Raw genomic sequence first — 18,366 nt, 5'->3', positions numbered from 1 at the left:
GAAACCCGACCGGAACCGACCTACTCAACGAGCGATTCGACGTACCGCTGAACGTGGTTCTCCATCCGACGTTTGAACCCCGCCTGTCGGGCGAGTCTGTCGAGTTCGCGCGAGGCGTAGGTCCCGTACTGGACCGCCTTCTTGTCCGCTTCCGCGACCGACTCGGGGAGCACCTCGCTCGCCGCTTCTCTGAGCGCAACCTTCCGCCGGTCGCCGTCCACGAGTAACGCGCCGGGAAGCGGGAGCGCCGCCGAGACCACGCGGTCGTGGAGGAGCGGCGCGACGGGTTCGACGCCGGCCGCGCGGAGCACGAGCAGGTCGCGTTCGAGCTGGTCGGGGAGCGTGAGAACCATCTCGCGGGCGGCCCCGCGGACCGTCTCGGCCTCGACGCGCGGGTCGTCGGCCGCTTTCTGGACTTTCGCGTAGCCGCCGAACAGTTCGTCCGCGCCCTGCCCGACCGCGAGGCGGTCGTAGCCGTCCGCGGCGACCCGCTCGGCGAGCAGGTAGAGGGGCAGGACGATTTGCACGTCCATCGGGTTCGTCCGGCCGAGCGCGGCGACGATTTCGGGGACGGCGCGTTCGAGCGCCTCGTGGGTGAGTTCGACCACGGTCAGGTCGCGGTCCATCGCGGCGGCGGCCTCGCGGGCGGCGGCGACGTCGTGGGAGCCCTCGAAGCCGGCGACGTAACAGGGGGCGTCGGGAACGCCGACCGCGACGACCGCGGAGTCGACGCCGCCCGAGAAGGCTACGGCGAGGCCGTCGTCGTCGACCGACCGGACCGACTCGAAGACCGCGTCGCGGACGCGGTCGAGCGCGGCGTCGCGGTCGGTCGCGGCCGGCGGGTCGGGAAGCGACCAGATCGGTTCGTCGTCGCCGGCGTCCCCGCCGGTCGTCTCGCGGGCGCGCCCCGCGGGGACGGCGACCGGATCGTCGAGGTCGCGGTGGTCGTACGACCACGTCTCGGGGTCCCCGCACTCGGAGAAAATCGGTTGGCGACCGAGCACGTCGCGGACGAGTCGGCCGTCGAGTTCGCCGGCGAAGCCCGCGGTTCCGGGGAGCGGGTCGCGGTCGGCGAGGGCGCGCCGGACGAGGTCGGGAGATGCGCCGCGCATCAAAACAGGTCCGTCAGGGCGTGTTTCAGGCGTCGGGTCGCGCCGCCGGCGGCCTGCCGGAACGAGATGCGCCACGGCGTCTTGCTGCCGACGACGCTGGTTCGCCCGTCGGCGACGGCCGAGAGGATGGCGTCGGCGCTTCGGGTGTCGGTGCCGACCTCGGTGACCGCCTGTCCGACCATCTCCGCGATGTGGGCGTCGCTGCCGGCGGTCATCGGGAGGTTCCGGCGCTTGGCGAACCGCTCGGCGCGCTGGTTGGCGATGCCGGTGAGGAGCCGCGAGTTGTAGATTTCGATGGCGTCGGCGCTGGCGAGTTGCGCGCTGGAGATGTGCGGCGCGACGCCGTGACGCGACTTCTGGAACGGGTGCGGGATGACGGCGATGCCGCCGGCGTCGTGGATGCGGTCGAGCGTCTCGTCGTACGACAGCCCCGCGGGAATCAGTTCCTCGACGCCCAAGGCGAGGACGTGGCCCGCGGCGCAGGTGACCTCCATCCCGGGGATGCCGACCAGCCCGTAGTCGCCCGCGCGCTCCGCGGCTTCGAGGCTGGCGTCTATCTCGTCGTGGTCGGTCACGGCGAGGGCGTCCAAGCCGACCGCGACCGCCTGTTCGAGGAGGTACTCGATTGGGTCCCGCCCGTCGTAGGACAGAGACGAATGCGAGTGCAACTCGACCGATAACACACCGTCTCCTAACGATGGAGGCTAAAAAAGCGCCCCGGTCCCGGTGTGATTGGCGTGTGGACCTCACACACGGTGGCCGGCGGCCCGGCGAATCGGAGCGCCTCGCCGCCGCCGTACACGCCCGCGTGAGTCGGATGGCGGCGGCGACCGCGACCGCGACCATATTTTGCGCACGTTCGTGCACATAGAAAGGGTTTACAATGTGCGTTCTGACCATACCAGTGAATGACGCTTTCCGACGCGGACCGCGACCTCGTCGTCGCCGAGCTCGGTCGAGACCCGACGCCGGCCGAGGAGATACTCTTCGAAAACCTCTGGAGCGAACACTGCGCCTACCGGTCGTCTCGCCCGCTGCTGTCGGCGTTCGACTCGGAGGGCGACCAGGTCGTCATCGGCCCCGGTGACGACGCGGCGGTCGTCGCTCTGGACGACGACACCTACATCACGCTCGGTATCGAGAGCCACAACCACCCCTCCTACGTCGACCCCTACGACGGCGCGGCCACGGGCGTCGGCGGCATCGTCCGCGACACCCTCTCGATGGGCGCGTACCCCATCGCGCTCGCCGACTGCCTCTACTTCGGCGACTTCGACCGCGAGCACTCGCGGTACCTCCTCGACGGCGTCGTCGAGGGCATCGCCGACTACGGCAACGCCATCGGCGTCCCCACCGTGACCGGCTCGACCTCGTTCCACGAGAACTACGAGGGCAACCCGCTCGTCAACGTCGCCTGCGTCGGCCTGCTTTCGGCCGACCGCCTCGTCACGGCCGAGGCGCAGGAGGCGGGCAACAAACTCGTCCTCGTCGGCAGTTCGACCGGCCGCGACGGCCTCGGCGGCGCGTCGTTCGCCAGCGAGGACCTCGCGGAGGACGCCGAGACCGAAGACCGGCCCGCGGTGCAGGTCGGCGACCCCTACACGGAGAAACTGCTCATCGAGTGCAACGAGGCGCTCATCGACGAGGACCTCGTCGAGTCCGCCCGCGACCTCGGGGCCGCCGGCCTCGGCGGCGCGTCCTCCGAACTCGTCGCCAAGGGCGGCTTCGGCGCGGAGATCGACCTCGAAAAGGTCCACCAGCGCGAGCCGAACATGAACGCCTTCGAGATTCTCCTCTCGGAGTCCCAAGAGCGCATGTGCTACGAGGTGACCCCCGGGAACGTCGAGCGCGTGCGGGAACTCGCCGCGCGCTTCGACCTCGGGAGCGCCGTCATCGGCGAGGTCGCCGAGGGCAACTACGTCTGCACCTTCGACGGCGAACCCGTCGTCGACGTACCCCCGGAGTTCCTCGCGGAGGGCGCGCCGATGAACGACCTCGACGCGGTCGAACCCGAGTCCGCGGAGCGCGACCTCCCCGCGTTCGACCTCGCCGAGGCGTTCGAGGCGGTCGTTTCCGACCCCAACACGGCGTCGAAGCGCTGGGTCTACCGCCAGTACGACCACGAGGTCGGCCTGCGGACCGCCCGCCGTCCCGGCGACGACGCGGCGCTCCTCGACGTGCCCGAGGCCGACACGAAACTCGCGTTCACCGGCGGCGCGGACCCCAACTGGACGACCGCCGCGCCCTACGACGGCGCGCGCGCGGTCGCCTTCGAGAACGCGACAAACCTCGCCGCGAAGGGCGCGTCGCCCCTCGCGACCGTCGACTGTCTCAACGGCGGCAACCCCGAGAAGCCCGACGTGTACGGCGGCTTCAAGGGCATCGTCGACGGCCTCGCCGACATGTGCCGGGCGCTTTCGGTCCCGGTCGTCGGCGGCAACGTCTCGCTGTACAACGACTCCGTCTCCGGCCCGATTCCGCCGACGCCGACGCTGGCGATGGTCGGCAAGGCCGACGGCTCCTCGCCCGGCCTCTCGCTTTCGGGCGAGGGCGACCTGTTCCTCGTCGGCTTCCCGGGCGGGGCGCTCGGCGGCTCGGCGGTCCTCGAACACGCCGGCGGCTCCGACGCCTTCCCGGCGCTCCCCGAGGACGCCGACGCCGCGACGGCGGTCGAGACGATTCGGACGGTCGCGGCCGACGAGTCCACGGTCGCGGTCCACGACGTGAGCCACGGCGGCCTCGCGGTCGCGCTGGCCGAGATGGTCACAGACGACGTCGGCGCGGACGTGTCCGTCGCCGACTTCGTCTCGCTGTTCGAGGAGACGCCCGGTCGCATCGTCGTCGAGACGACCGACGAGGCCGCACTGCGCGACCTCGCGGGCGACGTGCCCGTGGTCGAACTCGGGACGACCACCGACGACGCGACGCTCTCGCTCGCGGTGGACGGCGACGAGGTCGCCTACGGCTCGGGCGACATCGCCGACCTGCGCGACGTGCTCGCCCGCGAACTCGACTGAACGAACCGAACTGCAAAAACGCGTCCGCGTCGCACCGCGTCCGCTACGGTTCGAGGACGACTTTCCCGCTGCTCTTTCTGGCTTCGATGTACTCGTGGGCCGCCGCGGCGTCTTCGAGGTCGAACGTCTCGCCGACGACCACGTCGAGTTCGCCCGCGGCGAGCAGTTCGGACAGCTCCGGCACCGATCCGAGAATCGACTCTGGGCGCTGCTGCATGGCGCTTCCGAGGTGGAAGCCGATGACGGACTTGTTCTCGAACAGCAGGCGCGTCGGGTCCGCCGCGGCCGCGTCGCCGGAGGCCGCGCCGTAGGTGACGAGTCGGCCGAAGTCGGCGAGGGCGTCCAGACTGCGCTCGAACGTCTCGCCGCCGACGCCGTCGAGGACGAGGTCGACGCCCGCGCCGTCGGTCTCGTCGGCGACGACCTCGCGGAAGTCCTCTTCTGTGTACTGGATGCCGTGGTCGAGTCCGAGGTCCGCCGCGAGGTCGAGTTTCTCCTCGGTGCTGGCCGTGCCGAACGTCTCGACGCCGGCGTGGGAGGCGAGCTGGACCGCCGCGGTGCCGACGCCGCCGGCGGCCGCCTGAATCAGCACGCGCTCGTCGTCGTCGAGGCCGCCCCACTCGTGGAGGCAGTTGTAGGCGGTGAGGAACTGGACGGGGAAGCCGGCCGCCTCGGCGAACGACATCGACTCGGGCACGTCGAACAGCGTCGGGGCCGGCGTGGTGACGTACTCGGCGTACGCCCCGCCGCCGGTCATGGCGACGACGCGCTCGCCGACCTCGCGGTCGACGCCCTCGCCGACCGCGTCGATGGTGCCGGCGGCCTCCATCCCCGGCGTGTACGGCGGTTCCGGGCCGTCTCGGTAGGTCCCGCGCCGCTGCATGATGTCGGCGAAGTTGATGCCGGCGGCCTCGACGGCGATGCGGACCTCGCCCGGGGCCGGTTCGGGCGTCTCGGTCTCTCGCAGTTCGAAGCTGTCGGTACTGCCGTACTCGGTGACGACTATCGATTTCACGACGGGTCGTAGCCGCGGCTGCCTGAAAAGCGGAGAGAACGCGGAAGTTCGTGCGGGTTGCCGGTTCCGAAGCCCCCGAGCGCGCTTACGCCAGCGCCAGCGGGATGCCGAACGTGACGGCGAGGCCGACGACGAAGACGAGGAGGCCGGTCGTGACCTGACTCATCGAGAACTCCTGCATCGGGGAGGTGACGCGGCCTTCCTGTTCGCCTTCGTGGTGGTCGTCGTGTCCGTGGTCGTGGTCGTCGCTCATACGCGGGGCGACGGGTTCGCGGTACAAAAACGCACCTAACCGTCGCCTGCGACCCCCCGCGACTGCATCGCCGGCGGCCGGTCTCGCGGGCGGGCGTCGCTCCGGACGGGTCAGGTCCAGTACAGATATAGCACGACCAGGAACACGAACGCGAGCGGCAGGAACGGAAGCGCGGCGTCGAGCGGGACCAAAAGCGCCACTACCGCGGCCATCACCACGAACTCGACGACCACGAGCAGACTGAGGAGTTCGGCTGAATCGGTCATCGTTCGAATCGGAACCCACGCCGGGGTTCTCGCCGACGAGTCATCAAACCACCCGCTGGACGAGGGGCCGAAATCGGCATCCTCGTCGCCGGGACTCGCCGAGGTGTTCGGATTTCGGCCAGCACCTGCCGTAGTCGAAACGGTGAAACGGCTCTTTCGCAAACGTTTCGGTAGCGAATGCTCACGAAGCGAATCATCCCCTGTATCGACGTCGACCTCGACGAGGACGGGAACCCGGCCGTCTACACCGGCGTCAACTTCGAGGACCTGAAGTACACGGGCGACCCGGTCGAGATGGCCAAACTGTACAACGAGGCGGGCGCGGACGAGTTCGTCTTCCTCGACATCACCGCCTCCGCCGAGGGCCGGGCGACGATGCTCGACACCGTCTCGAAGGTCGCAGACGAGGTGTTCATCCCGCTGACCGTCGGCGGCGGTATCCGCACCCGCGACGACATCAAAGAGACGCTCCGCGCCGGCGCGGACAAGGTCTCTATCAACACCGCGGCGCTCCAGAACCCCGACCTCATCGAGGAGGGCGCGCGCTCCTTCGGGAGCCAGTGCATCGTCATCTCGGTGGACGCCCGCCGGCGCTTCGACGAGGCGGGCGAGCACTACGCCGAGGTCGACGGCGAGTCCTGCTGGTTCGAGTGCACCGTCAAGGGCGGCCGCGAGGGAACCGGCGTCGACGTGGTCGAATGGGCCAACGAGGCCGAATCGCGCGGCGCGGGGGAGCTGTTTATCAACTCCATCGACGCCGACGGCACGAAAGACGGCTACGACATCCCGCTGACGAAGGCCGTCTGCGACAGCGTCTCGACGCCCGTCATCGCCTCCTCCGGCTGCGGCGGCCCCGAGGACATGTACGAAGTCTTCACCGAGGCCGGCGCGGACGCCGGCCTCGCCGCCTCCATCTTCCACTTCGACGAGTACACGATTCGAGACGTCAAGGAGTACCTCGACGAGCGCGGCGTGCCGGTTCGCCTGTAAGCACAGCGCCTTACGGCAGTTTTTCTCCGTCTCTCTCCGCCCCTCTTCGTCTCTCTCCGTCCCGCTTTTCGCCCCCAGCCACCGTCCCCGCCGACCGGTCGTGCGCTCCCCGCGCAGTCGGAACCAATCTTAACCCGCCGGCGCGTCGTATCTCGCTCCGAGATGACAGACGACGCGTGGCTCGACGCCCTCCGCACGCACCGAGAACAGAAGGACCGCTATCTCGCCGCCGACCGCAACTCGCCGATTCCGCCGGACCAACGGAGCTTTTTCGACGGTCTCGACTACTTCGCCCCCGACCCCGACCTCCGATACGAACTCGAACTCCGGGCGTACGACGACCCAGAGCACATCACCATCGGCACCTCGACCGACGGCGAGCGCGAGTACCTCGCGTGGGGTCGCTTCGAGTTCGAGGTCGACGGCGAGTCCTACGCGCTCGACGCCTACCGCGCCGACCCCGACGAGGACCGCCTGTGGGTGCCGTTCCGCGACGAGACGAACACCGAGGAGACGTACGGCGCGGGACGCTACCTCGACCTCGAAGCCGCGGACCGGACCGACGGCGGCCGCTGGGTCGTCGACTTCAACGACGCCTACAACCCGTTTTGCGCCTACTCGCCGCGGTACGAGTGCCCGCTGGTGCCGATGGAGAACTGGCTCGAAGTCCGCATCGAGGCCGGCGAGAAGGACTACGAGGGACCGGGCGGCGGCGACGAGTAACCGAAGCCGAGAACTGAGAGACGCGCCGCTCGCGGCCGGAAGAAACGAGAGAGAACCCGCAGATTACGCGTCGATGCCGACGCGGTAGGCGTCGGTGAACTCGTCGGCGGTGCGCTGGACGCCGCGGGCGGCCTCCGCGAGCGCGTCGAGGGGGTCGACGCCGGGTTCCGTCTTGATAGAGAGGACGGGGTCCGTCTGTCCGCCGGACTGCTCGGGGTTCACGTCGTAGGTCGCGGCCGTGATGGTGTCGGTCTGGAGGAGTTCGCCCTTCAGGACGTTCATGAAGGTGTGGTCCTCGCCGCCGATTTCGATGCGGAGTTCCTCGTCGGTCTTGTCGATGACCCGCAGTTCCATGGCTCTCCGTTCCCTCCAGCGGCGTTTTAACGTTTCGTCTCGGGGACCGCGACCAGTTCTTCGAAGTCCGGGTCCGCGTCGAGGAGTTCGTATCGCCCCTCGGCGTCCGGGGGCGCGACGACGCCCTCGGCGACGAGGTGGTCGAGGTGGGCGAACGCCTCGCCGGGGCCGTGGAGGATGTGGATGCCCGAGAGGTCGCCGAACAGGTGCGCGCTCACGGTCCACGCGTCCGTGGGTCCGTGTTCGTCGAGGACCGAGACGACGCGCTCGGTGCGCTCGCGGTGGTGCTCCGCGATGACGCGCGCCCGCCCGGCGGGGTCGGAGATGGGGTCGCGGTGGCCGGGCCACGCCCGCTCGAAGTCGAGGTCGGCGAGGCGAGCGAGGCTGTCGAGATAGGTTTCGAGCGGGCGGTCGACCCGGAGGTCCGCGCCGCCGACGTTCGGGGTGTACTTCGGGAGGATGACGTCGCCGACGTACGCCTCGCGGCCCGCCCCGCGCTCGCCGTCGAACGCGAGGGCGCTCAGTCCGGCGGCGTGGCCGGGGAGGTGGACGACGTCGAGTTCGCCGTCGCCGGCGGCGATGCGGTCGCCGTCCTCGACGGGCGTCACGTCGACGCGACCACCGCGGAGGTCGTCGTGGCCGTCGAGGTAGTCAGTCACTTCGGCGCGCGGTTCGTCAGGGATTCGCCACTCGTCGAAGCGGCGCTCGCGAATCGAGCGCTCGGCCGCGATTGCGTCGGGGTCGCCCGCGACGATGCCCGCGTCGCCGGCGTGGACGTAGACCGGCGCGCCGCTTTCGGCCTGTAGTTCGGCCGCGAGCCCGGCGTGGTCGGCGTGCCAGTGGGTGAGGACGATGGCTTCGAGGTCGGCGACCTCGTGGCCGGCCGCCGCGAGTCCCTCGCGGAGGTCCCGTCGGACCGAGTCGGTCGCCACGCCGGCGTCGACGAGCGTCGGCCGGTCGCCGGGGAGGAGATAGGCGTTGTTCCGCCCCTCGAAGACGGTGTTCCCGAGCCGTATTCGTTCCATGCGACCACCTGGCCGTCGAGGTGCATGATTATTCCGACTCCACTGGCGGCGGCGTCCCGCGGGGCGGCCGAGGGTCGTCCGACCATCGGCGAGTCGGCGGCCCGCACGCCGGCCTGACGCCCGACACATTCAAAAGCCGGCCGCGCATCGAATCGCACGTCGAATGCCGGTGGACTTCTACGAACTCCTCGGGGTCGAACGCGACGCCGAGACGGCGGAGATAAAACAGGCCTTTCGTCAGCGGGCGCGGGAGTACCATCCCGACGTCAACGACGACGAGCGAGCGACCGCGCAGTTCACCGTCGTCCGGAAGGCCTACGAAGTCCTCACAGACGACGCCGAGCGCGCCGACTACGACCGGATGGGTCACGGCCCGTACGTCGAGAAACGCCTCGACGGCCTGACGAAGTTCAAGTATCCCGGAAAAGCCGGCAAGAACGGCGGGCGCGGCGAGTCTGACACCGGCGGTCGGTCGGCCCCGGGGCGGTCGTCGGCCGGGCGGTCGGCTTCGTCGTCGTCCACAACGTCGTCTTCGTCGTCGTCCTCGTCTTCCCGGTCGTCCTCCCAGCGCGCGTCGTCGTCCTCTCGGCGGGCGTCGTCCGCGTCGAGTTCGTCGCGGTCGAGCCGGTCGCGAGCCTCCGGGTCGTCCTCGTCGTCGCGGGCCACGGGCGCATCGCAGTCGTCGGGCGCGGGCGGGTCGTCGCGCGGCCGCACCCGAACCTCGGAGTCCGGTCGCTCTGGTCGGACCGGAACGACCGGCCGGTTCGAACGCGGACGCGACGGTCCCGAGTCGTCGGCCACGACCGCGCCCACGTCGGGCGCGACGAACCCGCTTTGGTACGGCTGGAGCGTCTCGCTCGTCGCGCTGGTCGCGTATCTCGGCGGCTTCGCGTGGCACCTCGCGGGCGACGGCGCGGGGTTCGCGGCCGCGCTCGCGTCGCTGGACACCGCCGCGCCCGCCGCGGGACTCCTCGCGTCGTCGCCGCTGTCGCTCCCGTCTCTCGCGGCCCTGCAGGCCGCGGCGACGCCGGCGGCGCTCGCCCTCCCGGTCGCGGCGGCGCTCCTCGCCGTCTCGCTCGCGGGGGTCATCGCCCGGTTCGGCCACGCGTGGACCACGTGGGCCTACGCGCTCGCGGCGGGCGTCCCGCTGGCGCTCGTGGCGGCCGGCGCGCTCGGCGTCGGACGACCCGTCGCGGTCGACCTCCTCGGCTTCGTCGTCTGCCCGCTCCTCGGGGCGGGCGGTTTCGTCGTCGACGCCGGGTGGTATCTCTTCACCTCGCGGTAGCCGGCGCGACGCGCGCTTCGTCGTCGCCCACGATTTTTGTCGCCAGCGCCCGACGGACCGGTATGACCATTCCGACCGACTCGGTCCGACGGTTCCGACTCCGCGGCGTGAACGCGTACCTCGTCTCCGACGGCTCGGAGACGGCGCTCGTCGACGCCGGGACGCCGTGGGACCGCGACCGACTCCTCGGCGGTCTCGCCCGCGTGGACCTCGACCCCGGCGCAATCGACCGGGTGCTCGTGACGCATTTCGACCTCGACCACGTCGGGACGCTCGCCTCGCTCAGCCTCCGCGACGACGTGCCGATTCACCTCGCCGAGCCGGACGCCTCGCACCTGACCGGCGCGTCGAAGCCGTCGCTCCGCTCGCCGAAAGGCGTCGCACAGCGCGCGCTCGCGTCGTTCCTCGACCGGCCGACGAACCCCGTGGAGGTCGTCCGCGACGGCGACGAACTCGGCGGCTTCGTCGCGTACCGGACGCCGGGACACACCCCCGGACACACCGCGTTCGTCCACGAGGGCCGCGGCGTCGCGTTCGTCGGCGACCTGGTCCGCGAGTCGAACGGGCGGCTCGGTACGTTGCCGGCGTTCATGGCGACCGACGCCGCGGAGAACAGGCGGAGCGTCCGCGAGTTCGCGGCGCGCTGCCCGCCGGTCGACGTCGTCGCGGTGGGCCACGGCGAACCGGTCACGGAGTACGGATACGGCGCGCTCAAGCGACTCGCCGACAGGCTCTGAGCGGAAGCGACGCCGCTCTCTGTTCGGAGGGACGGGAGGCGAGACACCGAGCTATCGCTCGCGTCTGAGTTAAGAGCGGGGACCGCGGCCGAGCGCAGGTCCCCGGACTGACCAAGCCACTGTGAGGAGCACCAGTCTCACAGCTGCCTGACGCGCCCGGCGGAAGTGAATCGAACCACGCGCGTCAACACCACGTTGGACACTAGTTGTAAAAAGTCCTTTGTTATCGCCAATTAGGACCACGGCCTCCAGAACGATTGGATAAATATGCTCTTATGTGATCCATTTAGCCGCTTCAACTGTACATATAGTAACCATCATGGTTGTTACTGGACGAACGAACGGTAGAATCGTGAAGAATCTATCGAATCCGCGGACGACGGTCGAATACGGCCGAAAACGGGTTATCTGACCAGATACGGGTCCGCTCCGGGCATGAAGCGGCCGAGGTCTGACTCGCGGCGGAAGTCGGTCGACTGGAGCTCCAGCAGGCCCGCGACGAGTTCGTCGTGGTCGCCGTCGTCCCACTCGGCGGGGTCCTTGATGGGCAACACGAGGAAGCCGCTCCCGCGGAGCTCGTTCCCGTGGAGCGTCTCCATGTCCACGTCGGTCTTCCAGCCGACGGACGTGTAGTTGTTCAGGACGTGCTTCGTCGCCACCGCGCCGACCGGCAGGAGGACGTGGGCGGCGATTGCGCGGAGCTCCGCGTCGAAAAACCGCTCCATGTCGGTGTAGTCGGCCGCCGACGGCGTCCCGTCCGGCACGCACATGTGGAGATACGAGAGGAACGTGCTGTTGACGGTCGGTTCGTCGCCCGCCTCGGCCAGCAGTTCGCCGTCTTCGAGCGCCGGGAACAGCCTCGCGCCCGCCGCCCCCGAAAAGGGGATGCCGGTCTCGACGCCCCCGTGGACGCCGGGGTGGTCGCCGATGACGTGGAAGTCGGCGTTGGCGTCGCCGTAGCCGGGGACGTACCGGTCACACGACGGTCGCATGTCGAACGGGTTTCTCGTGCGGTCGGTTACGTTTCTCACGGTACACTCTGTGGGAGCGGTCGGTAAAGAAGACGTGGTTCCGCCCGATATCGTACACGAACGAGCGTGAGGAACGCGTCGAGAGAGTGAGAGAGCGTCGTCCGCGTCGTCGACCCGGCGAGCGCCCTCAGAGTTCGACGCCCGAGGGGATGAGACTCTGGCTCCGCAGGAGCGTCCCGTCGCCGTCGTAGACGAGGAACGTCGATTTCTCGAAGGTCTCGAAGTGGTCGCTCTCGATGGCCACGTCGACGCGGTAGCGCCCCTCGTCGTCGCCCGCGACGCGCCCGTACTCGCGGGCCGCGCGGATGAAGTCCAGTACGTCCTCCGCCCGAGCGTTGAGTTCGAGGACGTAGTCGCCGGTGAGTCGGTCCGTCACGCTCACGACGCCGCGGGCGTCGTCGTCGTCGACGGAGTCTTGCAACCGAAAGGAGACGTCCAGTTCCTCCGCGGCGACCACGTCGCCGCTGGTCGAGAGGAACCGAGACCGAAGCTCCTCGGCCGGGCCGTAGAAGTCGATAGATACTGTCGGTTGGCGGGGGTCGCCGTCGTCCTCGTACCAATCGACGTCGCGGACATCGAGTTCGAAGTAGTCACGCCGCATTCCGTACTGTTGGTTGTACTGCGCGGCCTATTAACGTGACGCCCCCGAATCGTGGTTCCGGGGTCGAAACCGGCCGAATGCGCCGGTTCGACACGGAAACGCCGCTCTCGTCGGTTCCGGCCGCCGCCGGAGTCGGGACGCGCCGAGCGAACGCCGGCCGCCCCGCGTCGGTCACAACGGTTATCGGCCGCCGCCGCGAGCGAACCGCGTATGGAACCCGTCAACCTCGACGAGATCTTCGCGTCGTTCGACGAGACGTGGGCCCCGAGAATCGCCGCGGAGCTGAACGACCACGCGGTGAAAGTCGCGAAGCTCGACGGCGAGTTCGTCTGGCACGCCCACGAGGGGACCGACGAGCTGTTTCTCGTCCGCGACGGGCGGCTCCGAATCGAGTTCCGCGACCGCGACGACGCGGACCTCGGCCCGGGTGACCTGCTCGTGGTCCCCCGCGGCGTCGAACACCGCCCCGTGGCACTCGAACCGAGCGAAGTGCTCCTCGTCGAGCCGACCGAGACGCTCAACACCGGCGACGCCGCGGCGAGCGACCTGACTCACGACCCCGAGCGGCTCGACTGAGGGCTCGTCCGCTCGGGCGTCGCGCCCGGCGACGCGGGCGGCCGACGCGCCCGGACTGTCGGTAGTTTTTACCTGTCAGACCGTGCGATTGTCCTATGGTCTGGGTCCGCTCCGAACACGCGGGTGCGCTGGCCGTCGTCTCGACGTGGCTCTGCGCGCTCCTCCCGTGGAACGTCGCGTACACGCCGAACGTCTCGGGCGCGAGCCTGCTTTTCGTCCGGTTCCCCTTCGCCGAGATTCAGTTCGCGTGGGGGCTCTCCAGCCGCGTCGCGGTCCGGACCCCGCTTTCCGCGCTGTCGCTCCAGTCGGGACAGACCGTCGCCGTCGCCTACCAGACGTGGGTCGTCGGCGCGGCCGTCCTCGCGCTCGCGGTGCTGTTCTCCATCGTCTACTACCTGCGCGACGAGCGGGTCGAGGCCGGCCCGGTCGACCCCGTTCGAGTCCTCGGCGGACTCCTCGGCGTCGTCGGCGTCGTCTTCGCCGCGGCGACGTATCTGCTCGCGACGCGCGGGCTCCCGGGGGTTCCGCTCCCGGTCGGCGTCGTCATCGCGCTCGTCCTCGCCGGCGTTCTCCTGACCGTCGACCGGACCTGAACGCGCGCCGCGGGCCGGTCGTTCACCCCGAGTGACAGTCTCCCGCGCGGACCTTTTAAGTTCTGACCCGCCATACCTCCCGACCAACTGACCGGGTGACGATGGCACGAGATACGACGAGCGAGACGACGGCGACGCGCGACCCGCGGGCCGACCGAGGGGTGCTGAGACTCCTCGCCGACGGGGAGTTCGACGCCGCGGCCGCCGAGGCCGAACGGCTCCTGCGCCGAACCGCGGAGATGCTGCGGGGGTCTGACCTCGACGTGCGCCCGCTTTCGCCCGGCGACACGCCGCTCGGGACGTACGAGGTCCCCGAGGGCCACGAGGAGGTCGAGCGCTACTGGGTGAACGCCCCCTTCGCCTACGTGGTCGTCACCTATGACAGTGACGCGACCGCCCACCGGTACCACACCGTCGAACCCGATCTCGACGCGTTCGAGGCGTCGCTGCTCGAACGCGTCCGCACCGACGTCCGCGACCCGCTTTTGTACCGCCGCGAGGCGGACCCGCGGACCGAGACGGCGCTCGTCGAGGAACTCCAGTCGATTCTCGAACAGTACGGGCTGGAACTCGACATGAACACCTTCTACACGCTTCTGTACTACCTCCGGCGCGACTTCCACGGCTACGGCCCGCTGGACCCGCTGATGAAGGACCCGCACATCGAGGACATCTCGTGTGACGGCTACGACCTCCCGCTTTTCGTCTACCACGACGAGTACACCGACATCGCCACGAACGTCTCGTTCGCGGCCGAGGAACTCGACAACTACGTCATCCGACTCGCCCAGCGCTCGGGCCAGCACATCAGCGTCGGCGACCCCGTCCTCGGGACGACGCTTCCGAACGGCGCGCGCGCCGAGTTGGCCCTCGGCGAGGAGGTCACCCCGCGCGGGTCGGCGTTCACCATCCGCCTGTACGCCGAAGAGCCGTTCACGCCCATCGACCTCGTGCGCTACGGCACGTTCTCCATCGAGCAGATGGCCTACCTGTGGCTCTGTATCGAACACAACAAGAGCCTCATCTTCGCGGGCGGCACCGCCTCGGGGAAGACCACCTCGATGAACGCGGTGTCGATGTTCGTCCCGCCGCGGTCGAAGGTGCTGTCCATCGAGGACACCCGCGAACTCGCGCTCTACCACGACAACTGGCTGTCGTCCGTCACCCGCGAGCGACTCCACGAGGGGACCGACATCTCGATGTACGACCTGCTTCGCTCCGCGCTCCGACACCGCCCCGAGTACATCATCGTCGGCGAGGTCCGCGGCGACGAGGCCGTGACGCTGTTTCAGGCGATGAACACCGGCCACACGACGTTCTCGACGATGCACGCCGACAGCATCGAGACGGTCATCAACCGCCTCGAAAACGAGCCCATCAACGTCCCCCGCGCGATGGTGCAGTCGCTGGACCTGCTGTGCGTCCAGACGCTCACCCGCCACGACGGCGAGCGCGTCCGCCGCTCGCAGACCATCGGCGAAATCGGCGACATCGACCAGCGGACCGGCGAGCTCGACTACTCGTCGGCGTTCGCGTGGGAGCCCGAGACCGACACGTTCAGCCGGAACGACAGCTCGCTTCTCACCGAAATTCAGCGCGAGAACGGCTGGTCGCGGACCGAACTCCGGCGCGAACTCCGGCGACGCGAGACGTTCCTCCGGTACCTCCTCGACAAGGGCGTCACCGACTACCGGCGCTTTACGGCGCTCATCAACGAGTACTACGCGGACTCCGAAGACGTGATGCGGCGCGTCGAGACCGACGAGAACATCGTCGACGCCGGCTCGGAGGCCTGAGATGCCCGCCGCGCAGTTCCTGTCGCTGCTCCCCCTCGTCCTCGCCGTCCTCCTCGTCCTCCCCGTCGTCCTGTCGCCGGTGAGCCGCGCCGCCGACCTCCTCGTCTCGCGGGTCGCGCTCTCCGTCTTCGGGTTCTACGTCGCCAACGAGAACCCCCGGCGCAGGGGACAGCGAAACCAACTGCGGGCGGCGCACGTGAGCGTCACCCACCGGGTGTACGCCTCGCGGACGCTCCTCATGGCGGGCGTCTTCGGCGTCGCCGGGAGCGTCTTCGGCGTCTACCTCGCCGCCGCGGCGCTCGACACCCTCGCCGTCCAGTCCGAGACGATTCGGGAGGTCCTCCCCGCCCCGCTCGGCTTCCTCGGCGGCCTCACGAGCATTCGGGCGCTCTCGCTCCACGACCTGTTTCTCGCGCTTCTGCTTTCGAGCGCGACGCTCGGGACGCTCCTCGCGCTCGGCGTCTACTGGGGCCGGTGGTACGTCCTCACCGAGCGGGCGCGGACCCGCTCGTCGGAAATCGAGGCGACGCTCCCGCGGACGGTCGCGTTCGTCTTCGCGCTGTCGCGGTCGGGGATGCCGTTCCCGAAGGTGCTGGAGACGCTGGCCCGAAACGAGGCCATCTACGGCGAGGCGGCGCGCGAGGTCTCCATCGTCGTCCGCGACATGGACGCCTTCGGCACCGACGTGCTCTCCGCGCTCCAGACGATGGCCACGCGGACGCCGAGTCCGAGCCTCGAAGAGTTCGCCGAGAACCTCGCCAGCGTCCTCGGGAGCGGGCGCAACCTCTCGTCGTTCCTCCAAGAGCAGTACGAGCGGTTTCAGGCGGAGGCGGAGGCCCAACAACAGCAGTACCTCGACCTGCTTTCGACGTTCGCGGAGGTGTACGTCACCGTCCTCGTCGCCGGCCCGCTGTTTTTCATCACCGTCCTCGTCGTCATCGGCCTCGTCCTCGCGGACACGCTGACGCTCATCCGCGTCGTCGGCTACGTCGGCATCCCGCTGGCGAGTTTCGGCTTCGTCGTCTACATCGACAGCATCACCGAGTCGCTCCGGGGCGCGACGGTCGCGGACGACGGCGCGGACACCGCGAGCGACTCGGGTCGCCGCATCGGCACATCCGCCGACGGCGGGGGGCCGCCCGCGACCGACGGCGGCGAGACCGACGTCCGAGGCGACCCGTGGGGCGCGAACCGCGAGCGACTCGCCGCCTTCGACCGCTTCCGCGCGGTTCGCGACTGGTTCGAGCGCCCGCTCGACACCCTCGGCCGCAAGCCGCTCGCCACGCTCGCGCTCACCGTCCCGCTGGGGCTGGTCTGGGTCGCGCTCCGGACCACGCTCCCCGCGGACCCGACGATACTCGGCGTCGCCGACGCGGCGGACCAACACGTCGTCGAGGCCGCAATCGGCGCGCTCGTCGTCGTCTCGGCGTTCCACGAGCTTCGGAAGCGTCGAATCCGCGCCATCGAGCGGAGCATGCCCGACTTCCTCGACCGCCTCGCCAGCGTCAACGAGGCCGGCCTGACGGTCGTCCAGAGTCTCCGCCGGGTGTCGGCGTCGGACCTCGGGCCGCTCGGCGACGAGGTCGAACGCGCCGTCCGCGACATCGACTGGGGGGCCGACGCCCAGACCGCGCTCCGGCGGATGGACCGCCGGACGGCGAGTCCGATGGTGTCGCGGTCGGTGACCCTCATCGCCAACGCGATGAGCGCCAGCGGCGACCTCGCGCCCGTGCTCCGCATCGCGGCCAACGAGGCCCAAGACAGCCGCCGCCTCGCCCGCGAGCGGAACCAGGAGATGGTCACCTACCTCCTCGTCATCTACATCTCGTTTCTCGTCTTCCTCGGTATCATCGCCGCGCTGACGGTGTCGTTCATCCCGGCGGTCGAGCAGGCCAGCGCCGGTGCCGTCGGCTCCGGCGAGGTCGCGGGCGTCAGTTCGGGCACGTTCTCCGGCCTGCGCGACGTGAACACGGCCTCGTACACGCTGTTGTTCTTCCACGTCACGGCGATTCAGGGGCTGTGTTCGGGACTCATCGCCGGACAGCTCGGTGAGGGACAGGTCGCCGACGGCGTCAAACACGCGGCCATTCTGCTCGTCGTCACCTACGTGACGTTCATGTTCATCTGAGCGTGCGCCCCGCTCGCCGACCGCCGGGTCGGAGCCGCCCGCGGATGCGGTCGCCCGCGACCCGTGCGGTCTTTGTCCCGCCGCCGCGACCGACCGGCATGGACGGAGACGAACCCCGAGACGGGGTCCGCGAGACGTACGACCGCATCGCGTCGCACTTCGCGTCGACCCGCGAGTACCCGTGGCCCGAAGTCGAGTCGTTCGTCGCCGACGCGACCGAGTCGGGACCGGCCGCCCGCGCGCTCGACCTCGGCTGTGGAAACGGTCGGCACGTCGAACTCCTCTCTGCACACGCCGACGAGGTCGTCGGCCTCGACGTGAGCCGCGGCCTGCTCGACGAGGCGGTCGCGCGGGCGGCGGAACGCGGCTTCGACGCCGGACTCGTGCAGGGCGACGCCTCGCGGCTCCCATTCGCCACCGACGCCTTCGACCTCGCGGTGTACGTGGCGACGATTCACCACCTCGCGCCGCGGGCGGCGCGCGTGGCCAGCCTGAACGAACTTGCGCGCGTGCTCGACGCCGACGGCCGCGCGGTCGTCAGCGCGTGGAGCACGGCCCACGACACGTTCGACCGCGAGGACGGCTTCGACACGACGGTCGACTGGACGCTCCCCGGCGGCGAGACGGTCCCCCGATTTTACCACATCTACGCGCCCGACGAGTTCGACGCCGACCTCGACGCGAGCGACCTCGCGGTCGTCGAATCGACGGTGTCCAGCGGGAACTGCTACGCCGTCGTCGCCGGGCGCTGAGCGTCGCGGTCGGCTTCGGGCGTCGCGCCCCCAGCGTGCCGGGCGTTAACACGTTTCGGGTGGATGCCGGCCGCGCACAGGTGATGTGGGCTTAAGAGCGCCGCGACGAATC

Annotated in this window: 19 protein-coding genes; 10 read left to right on the top strand and 9 right to left on the bottom strand. The window is 69.7% G+C overall.

What is annotated here, in order from left to right; translation table 11 throughout:
- Nucleotides 1–20: 20 nt before the first annotated feature.
- On the bottom strand, nt 21–1,112 hold the full coding sequence (locus FY251_RS02255; RefSeq protein WP_148413270.1) for an asparagine synthase C-terminal domain-containing protein: 1,092 nt from the start codon (nt 1,110–1,112) through the stop codon (nt 21–23).
- Nucleotides 1,112–1,795 carry a PHP domain-containing protein gene (locus FY251_RS02250; protein WP_148413269.1) on the bottom strand — a complete coding sequence of 228 codons (684 nt, stop codon included), beginning with the start codon at nt 1,793–1,795 and terminating at the stop codon, nt 1,112–1,114. Before FY251_RS02250 ends, FY251_RS02255 begins: the two co-directional genes overlap by 1 nt.
- 225 nt (nt 1,796–2,020) lie before the next feature.
- On the opposite strand from FY251_RS02250, the gene purL reads away from it, so the two are divergent.
- Nucleotides 2,021–4,129, top strand: a complete 2,109-nt coding sequence (gene purL / locus FY251_RS02245) for a phosphoribosylformylglycinamidine synthase subunit PurL (RefSeq protein ID WP_148413268.1) — start codon at nt 2,021–2,023, stop codon at nt 4,127–4,129.
- 43 nt (nt 4,130–4,172) lie between these two features.
- Here the strand turns inward: purL and FY251_RS02240 are convergent, their stop codons facing one another.
- The 3 genes from FY251_RS02240 to FY251_RS22385 form a co-directional block, all read right to left on the bottom strand.
- Nucleotides 4,173–5,144, bottom strand: a complete 972-nt coding sequence (locus tag FY251_RS02240) for an NADPH:quinone oxidoreductase family protein (RefSeq protein WP_148413267.1) — start codon at nt 5,142–5,144, stop codon at nt 4,173–4,175.
- A gap of 85 nt (nt 5,145–5,229) precedes the next feature.
- Nucleotides 5,230–5,397, bottom strand: a complete 168-nt coding sequence (locus tag FY251_RS22390) for a hypothetical protein (RefSeq protein WP_187367318.1) — start codon at nt 5,395–5,397, stop codon at nt 5,230–5,232.
- A 110-nt stretch (nt 5,398–5,507) separates the two neighbouring features.
- Nucleotides 5,508–5,663, bottom strand: coding sequence for a hypothetical protein (locus tag FY251_RS22385; RefSeq protein WP_187367317.1), 156 nt, complete (start codon nt 5,661–5,663; stop codon nt 5,508–5,510).
- Nucleotides 5,664–5,840: 177 nt separating this feature from the next.
- Between FY251_RS22385 and hisF the strand changes: the two genes are divergently transcribed.
- The gene (gene hisF, locus FY251_RS02235) at nt 5,841–6,653 is read left to right on the top strand and encodes an imidazole glycerol phosphate synthase subunit HisF (protein ID WP_148413266.1); all 813 of its coding nucleotides are present in this window, start codon (nt 5,841–5,843) and stop codon (nt 6,651–6,653) included.
- A 162-nt stretch (nt 6,654–6,815) separates the two neighbouring features.
- Complete coding sequence (locus FY251_RS02230; RefSeq protein WP_148413265.1) at nt 6,816–7,376, top strand: DUF1684 domain-containing protein; 561 nt, start codon at nt 6,816–6,818, stop codon at nt 7,374–7,376.
- Nucleotides 7,377–7,439: 63 nt separating this feature from the next.
- On the opposite strand, the gene FY251_RS02225 is transcribed toward FY251_RS02230, so the two are convergent.
- Together FY251_RS02225 and FY251_RS02220 are read right to left on the bottom strand one after the other, a co-directional pair.
- Nucleotides 7,440–7,730 (bottom strand): DNA-directed RNA polymerase subunit L, encoded by a 291-nt coding sequence (locus FY251_RS02225; protein WP_148413264.1) that lies wholly within the window; start codon nt 7,728–7,730, stop codon nt 7,440–7,442.
- A 26-nt stretch (nt 7,731–7,756) separates the two neighbouring features.
- On the bottom strand, nt 7,757–8,755 hold the full coding sequence (locus tag FY251_RS02220; RefSeq protein ID WP_148413263.1) for an MBL fold metallo-hydrolase: 999 nt from the start codon (nt 8,753–8,755) through the stop codon (nt 7,757–7,759).
- A 163-nt stretch (nt 8,756–8,918) separates the two neighbouring features.
- Between FY251_RS02220 and FY251_RS02215 the strand changes: the two genes are divergently transcribed.
- On the top strand, nt 8,919–10,040 hold the full coding sequence (locus FY251_RS02215; RefSeq protein ID WP_148413262.1) for a J domain-containing protein: 1,122 nt from the start codon (nt 8,919–8,921) through the stop codon (nt 10,038–10,040).
- Nucleotides 10,041–10,102: 62 nt separating this feature from the next.
- Nucleotides 10,103–10,777 (top strand): MBL fold metallo-hydrolase, encoded by a 675-nt coding sequence (locus tag FY251_RS02210; RefSeq protein WP_148413261.1) that lies wholly within the window; start codon nt 10,103–10,105, stop codon nt 10,775–10,777.
- 404 nt (nt 10,778–11,181) lie between these two features.
- Here FY251_RS02210 and FY251_RS02205 read toward each other — a convergent pair whose 3' ends face one another.
- Together FY251_RS02205 and FY251_RS02200 are read right to left on the bottom strand one after the other, a co-directional pair.
- Complete coding sequence (locus FY251_RS02205; protein WP_148413260.1) at nt 11,182–11,808, bottom strand: uracil-DNA glycosylase family protein; 627 nt, start codon at nt 11,806–11,808, stop codon at nt 11,182–11,184.
- 127 nt (nt 11,809–11,935) lie between these two features.
- Nucleotides 11,936–12,409, bottom strand: coding sequence for a DUF5793 family protein (locus FY251_RS02200; protein WP_148413259.1), 474 nt, complete (start codon nt 12,407–12,409; stop codon nt 11,936–11,938).
- Nucleotides 12,410–12,619: 210 nt separating this feature from the next.
- On the opposite strand from FY251_RS02200, the gene FY251_RS02195 reads away from it, so the two are divergent.
- From FY251_RS02195 to FY251_RS02175, 5 genes are all read left to right on the top strand, one after another.
- Nucleotides 12,620–12,985, top strand: coding sequence for a cupin domain-containing protein (locus FY251_RS02195; RefSeq protein ID WP_148413258.1), 366 nt, complete (start codon nt 12,620–12,622; stop codon nt 12,983–12,985).
- Between the two features lie 95 nt (nt 12,986–13,080).
- Nucleotides 13,081–13,578 carry a hypothetical protein gene (locus tag FY251_RS02190; RefSeq protein WP_042665365.1) on the top strand — a complete coding sequence of 166 codons (498 nt, stop codon included), beginning with the start codon at nt 13,081–13,083 and terminating at the stop codon, nt 13,576–13,578.
- 101 nt (nt 13,579–13,679) lie between these two features.
- Nucleotides 13,680–15,374: a type II/IV secretion system ATPase subunit gene (locus tag FY251_RS02185; RefSeq protein WP_148413257.1), complete on the top strand. Its 1,695-nt coding sequence runs from the start codon at nt 13,680–13,682 to the stop codon at nt 15,372–15,374.
- 1 nt (nt 15,375) lies between these two features.
- Entirely contained in the window at nt 15,376–17,502 is a 2,127-nt protein-coding gene (locus FY251_RS02180) for a type II secretion system F family protein (RefSeq protein ID WP_148413256.1), read from the top strand.
- A gap of 98 nt (nt 17,503–17,600) precedes the next feature.
- Nucleotides 17,601–18,254: a class I SAM-dependent methyltransferase gene (locus FY251_RS02175; RefSeq protein ID WP_148413255.1), complete on the top strand. Its 654-nt coding sequence runs from the start codon at nt 17,601–17,603 to the stop codon at nt 18,252–18,254.
- Nucleotides 18,255–18,366: the final 112 nt, after the last annotated feature.

The sequence above is a fragment of the Haloferax sp. KTX1 genome (assembly GCF_902410085.1).
Classification (GTDB): Archaea; Halobacteriota; Halobacteria; order Halobacteriales; family Haloferacaceae; genus Haloferax; species Haloferax massiliensis.
This window is presented reverse-complemented; position numbering and strand designations above follow the sequence as displayed.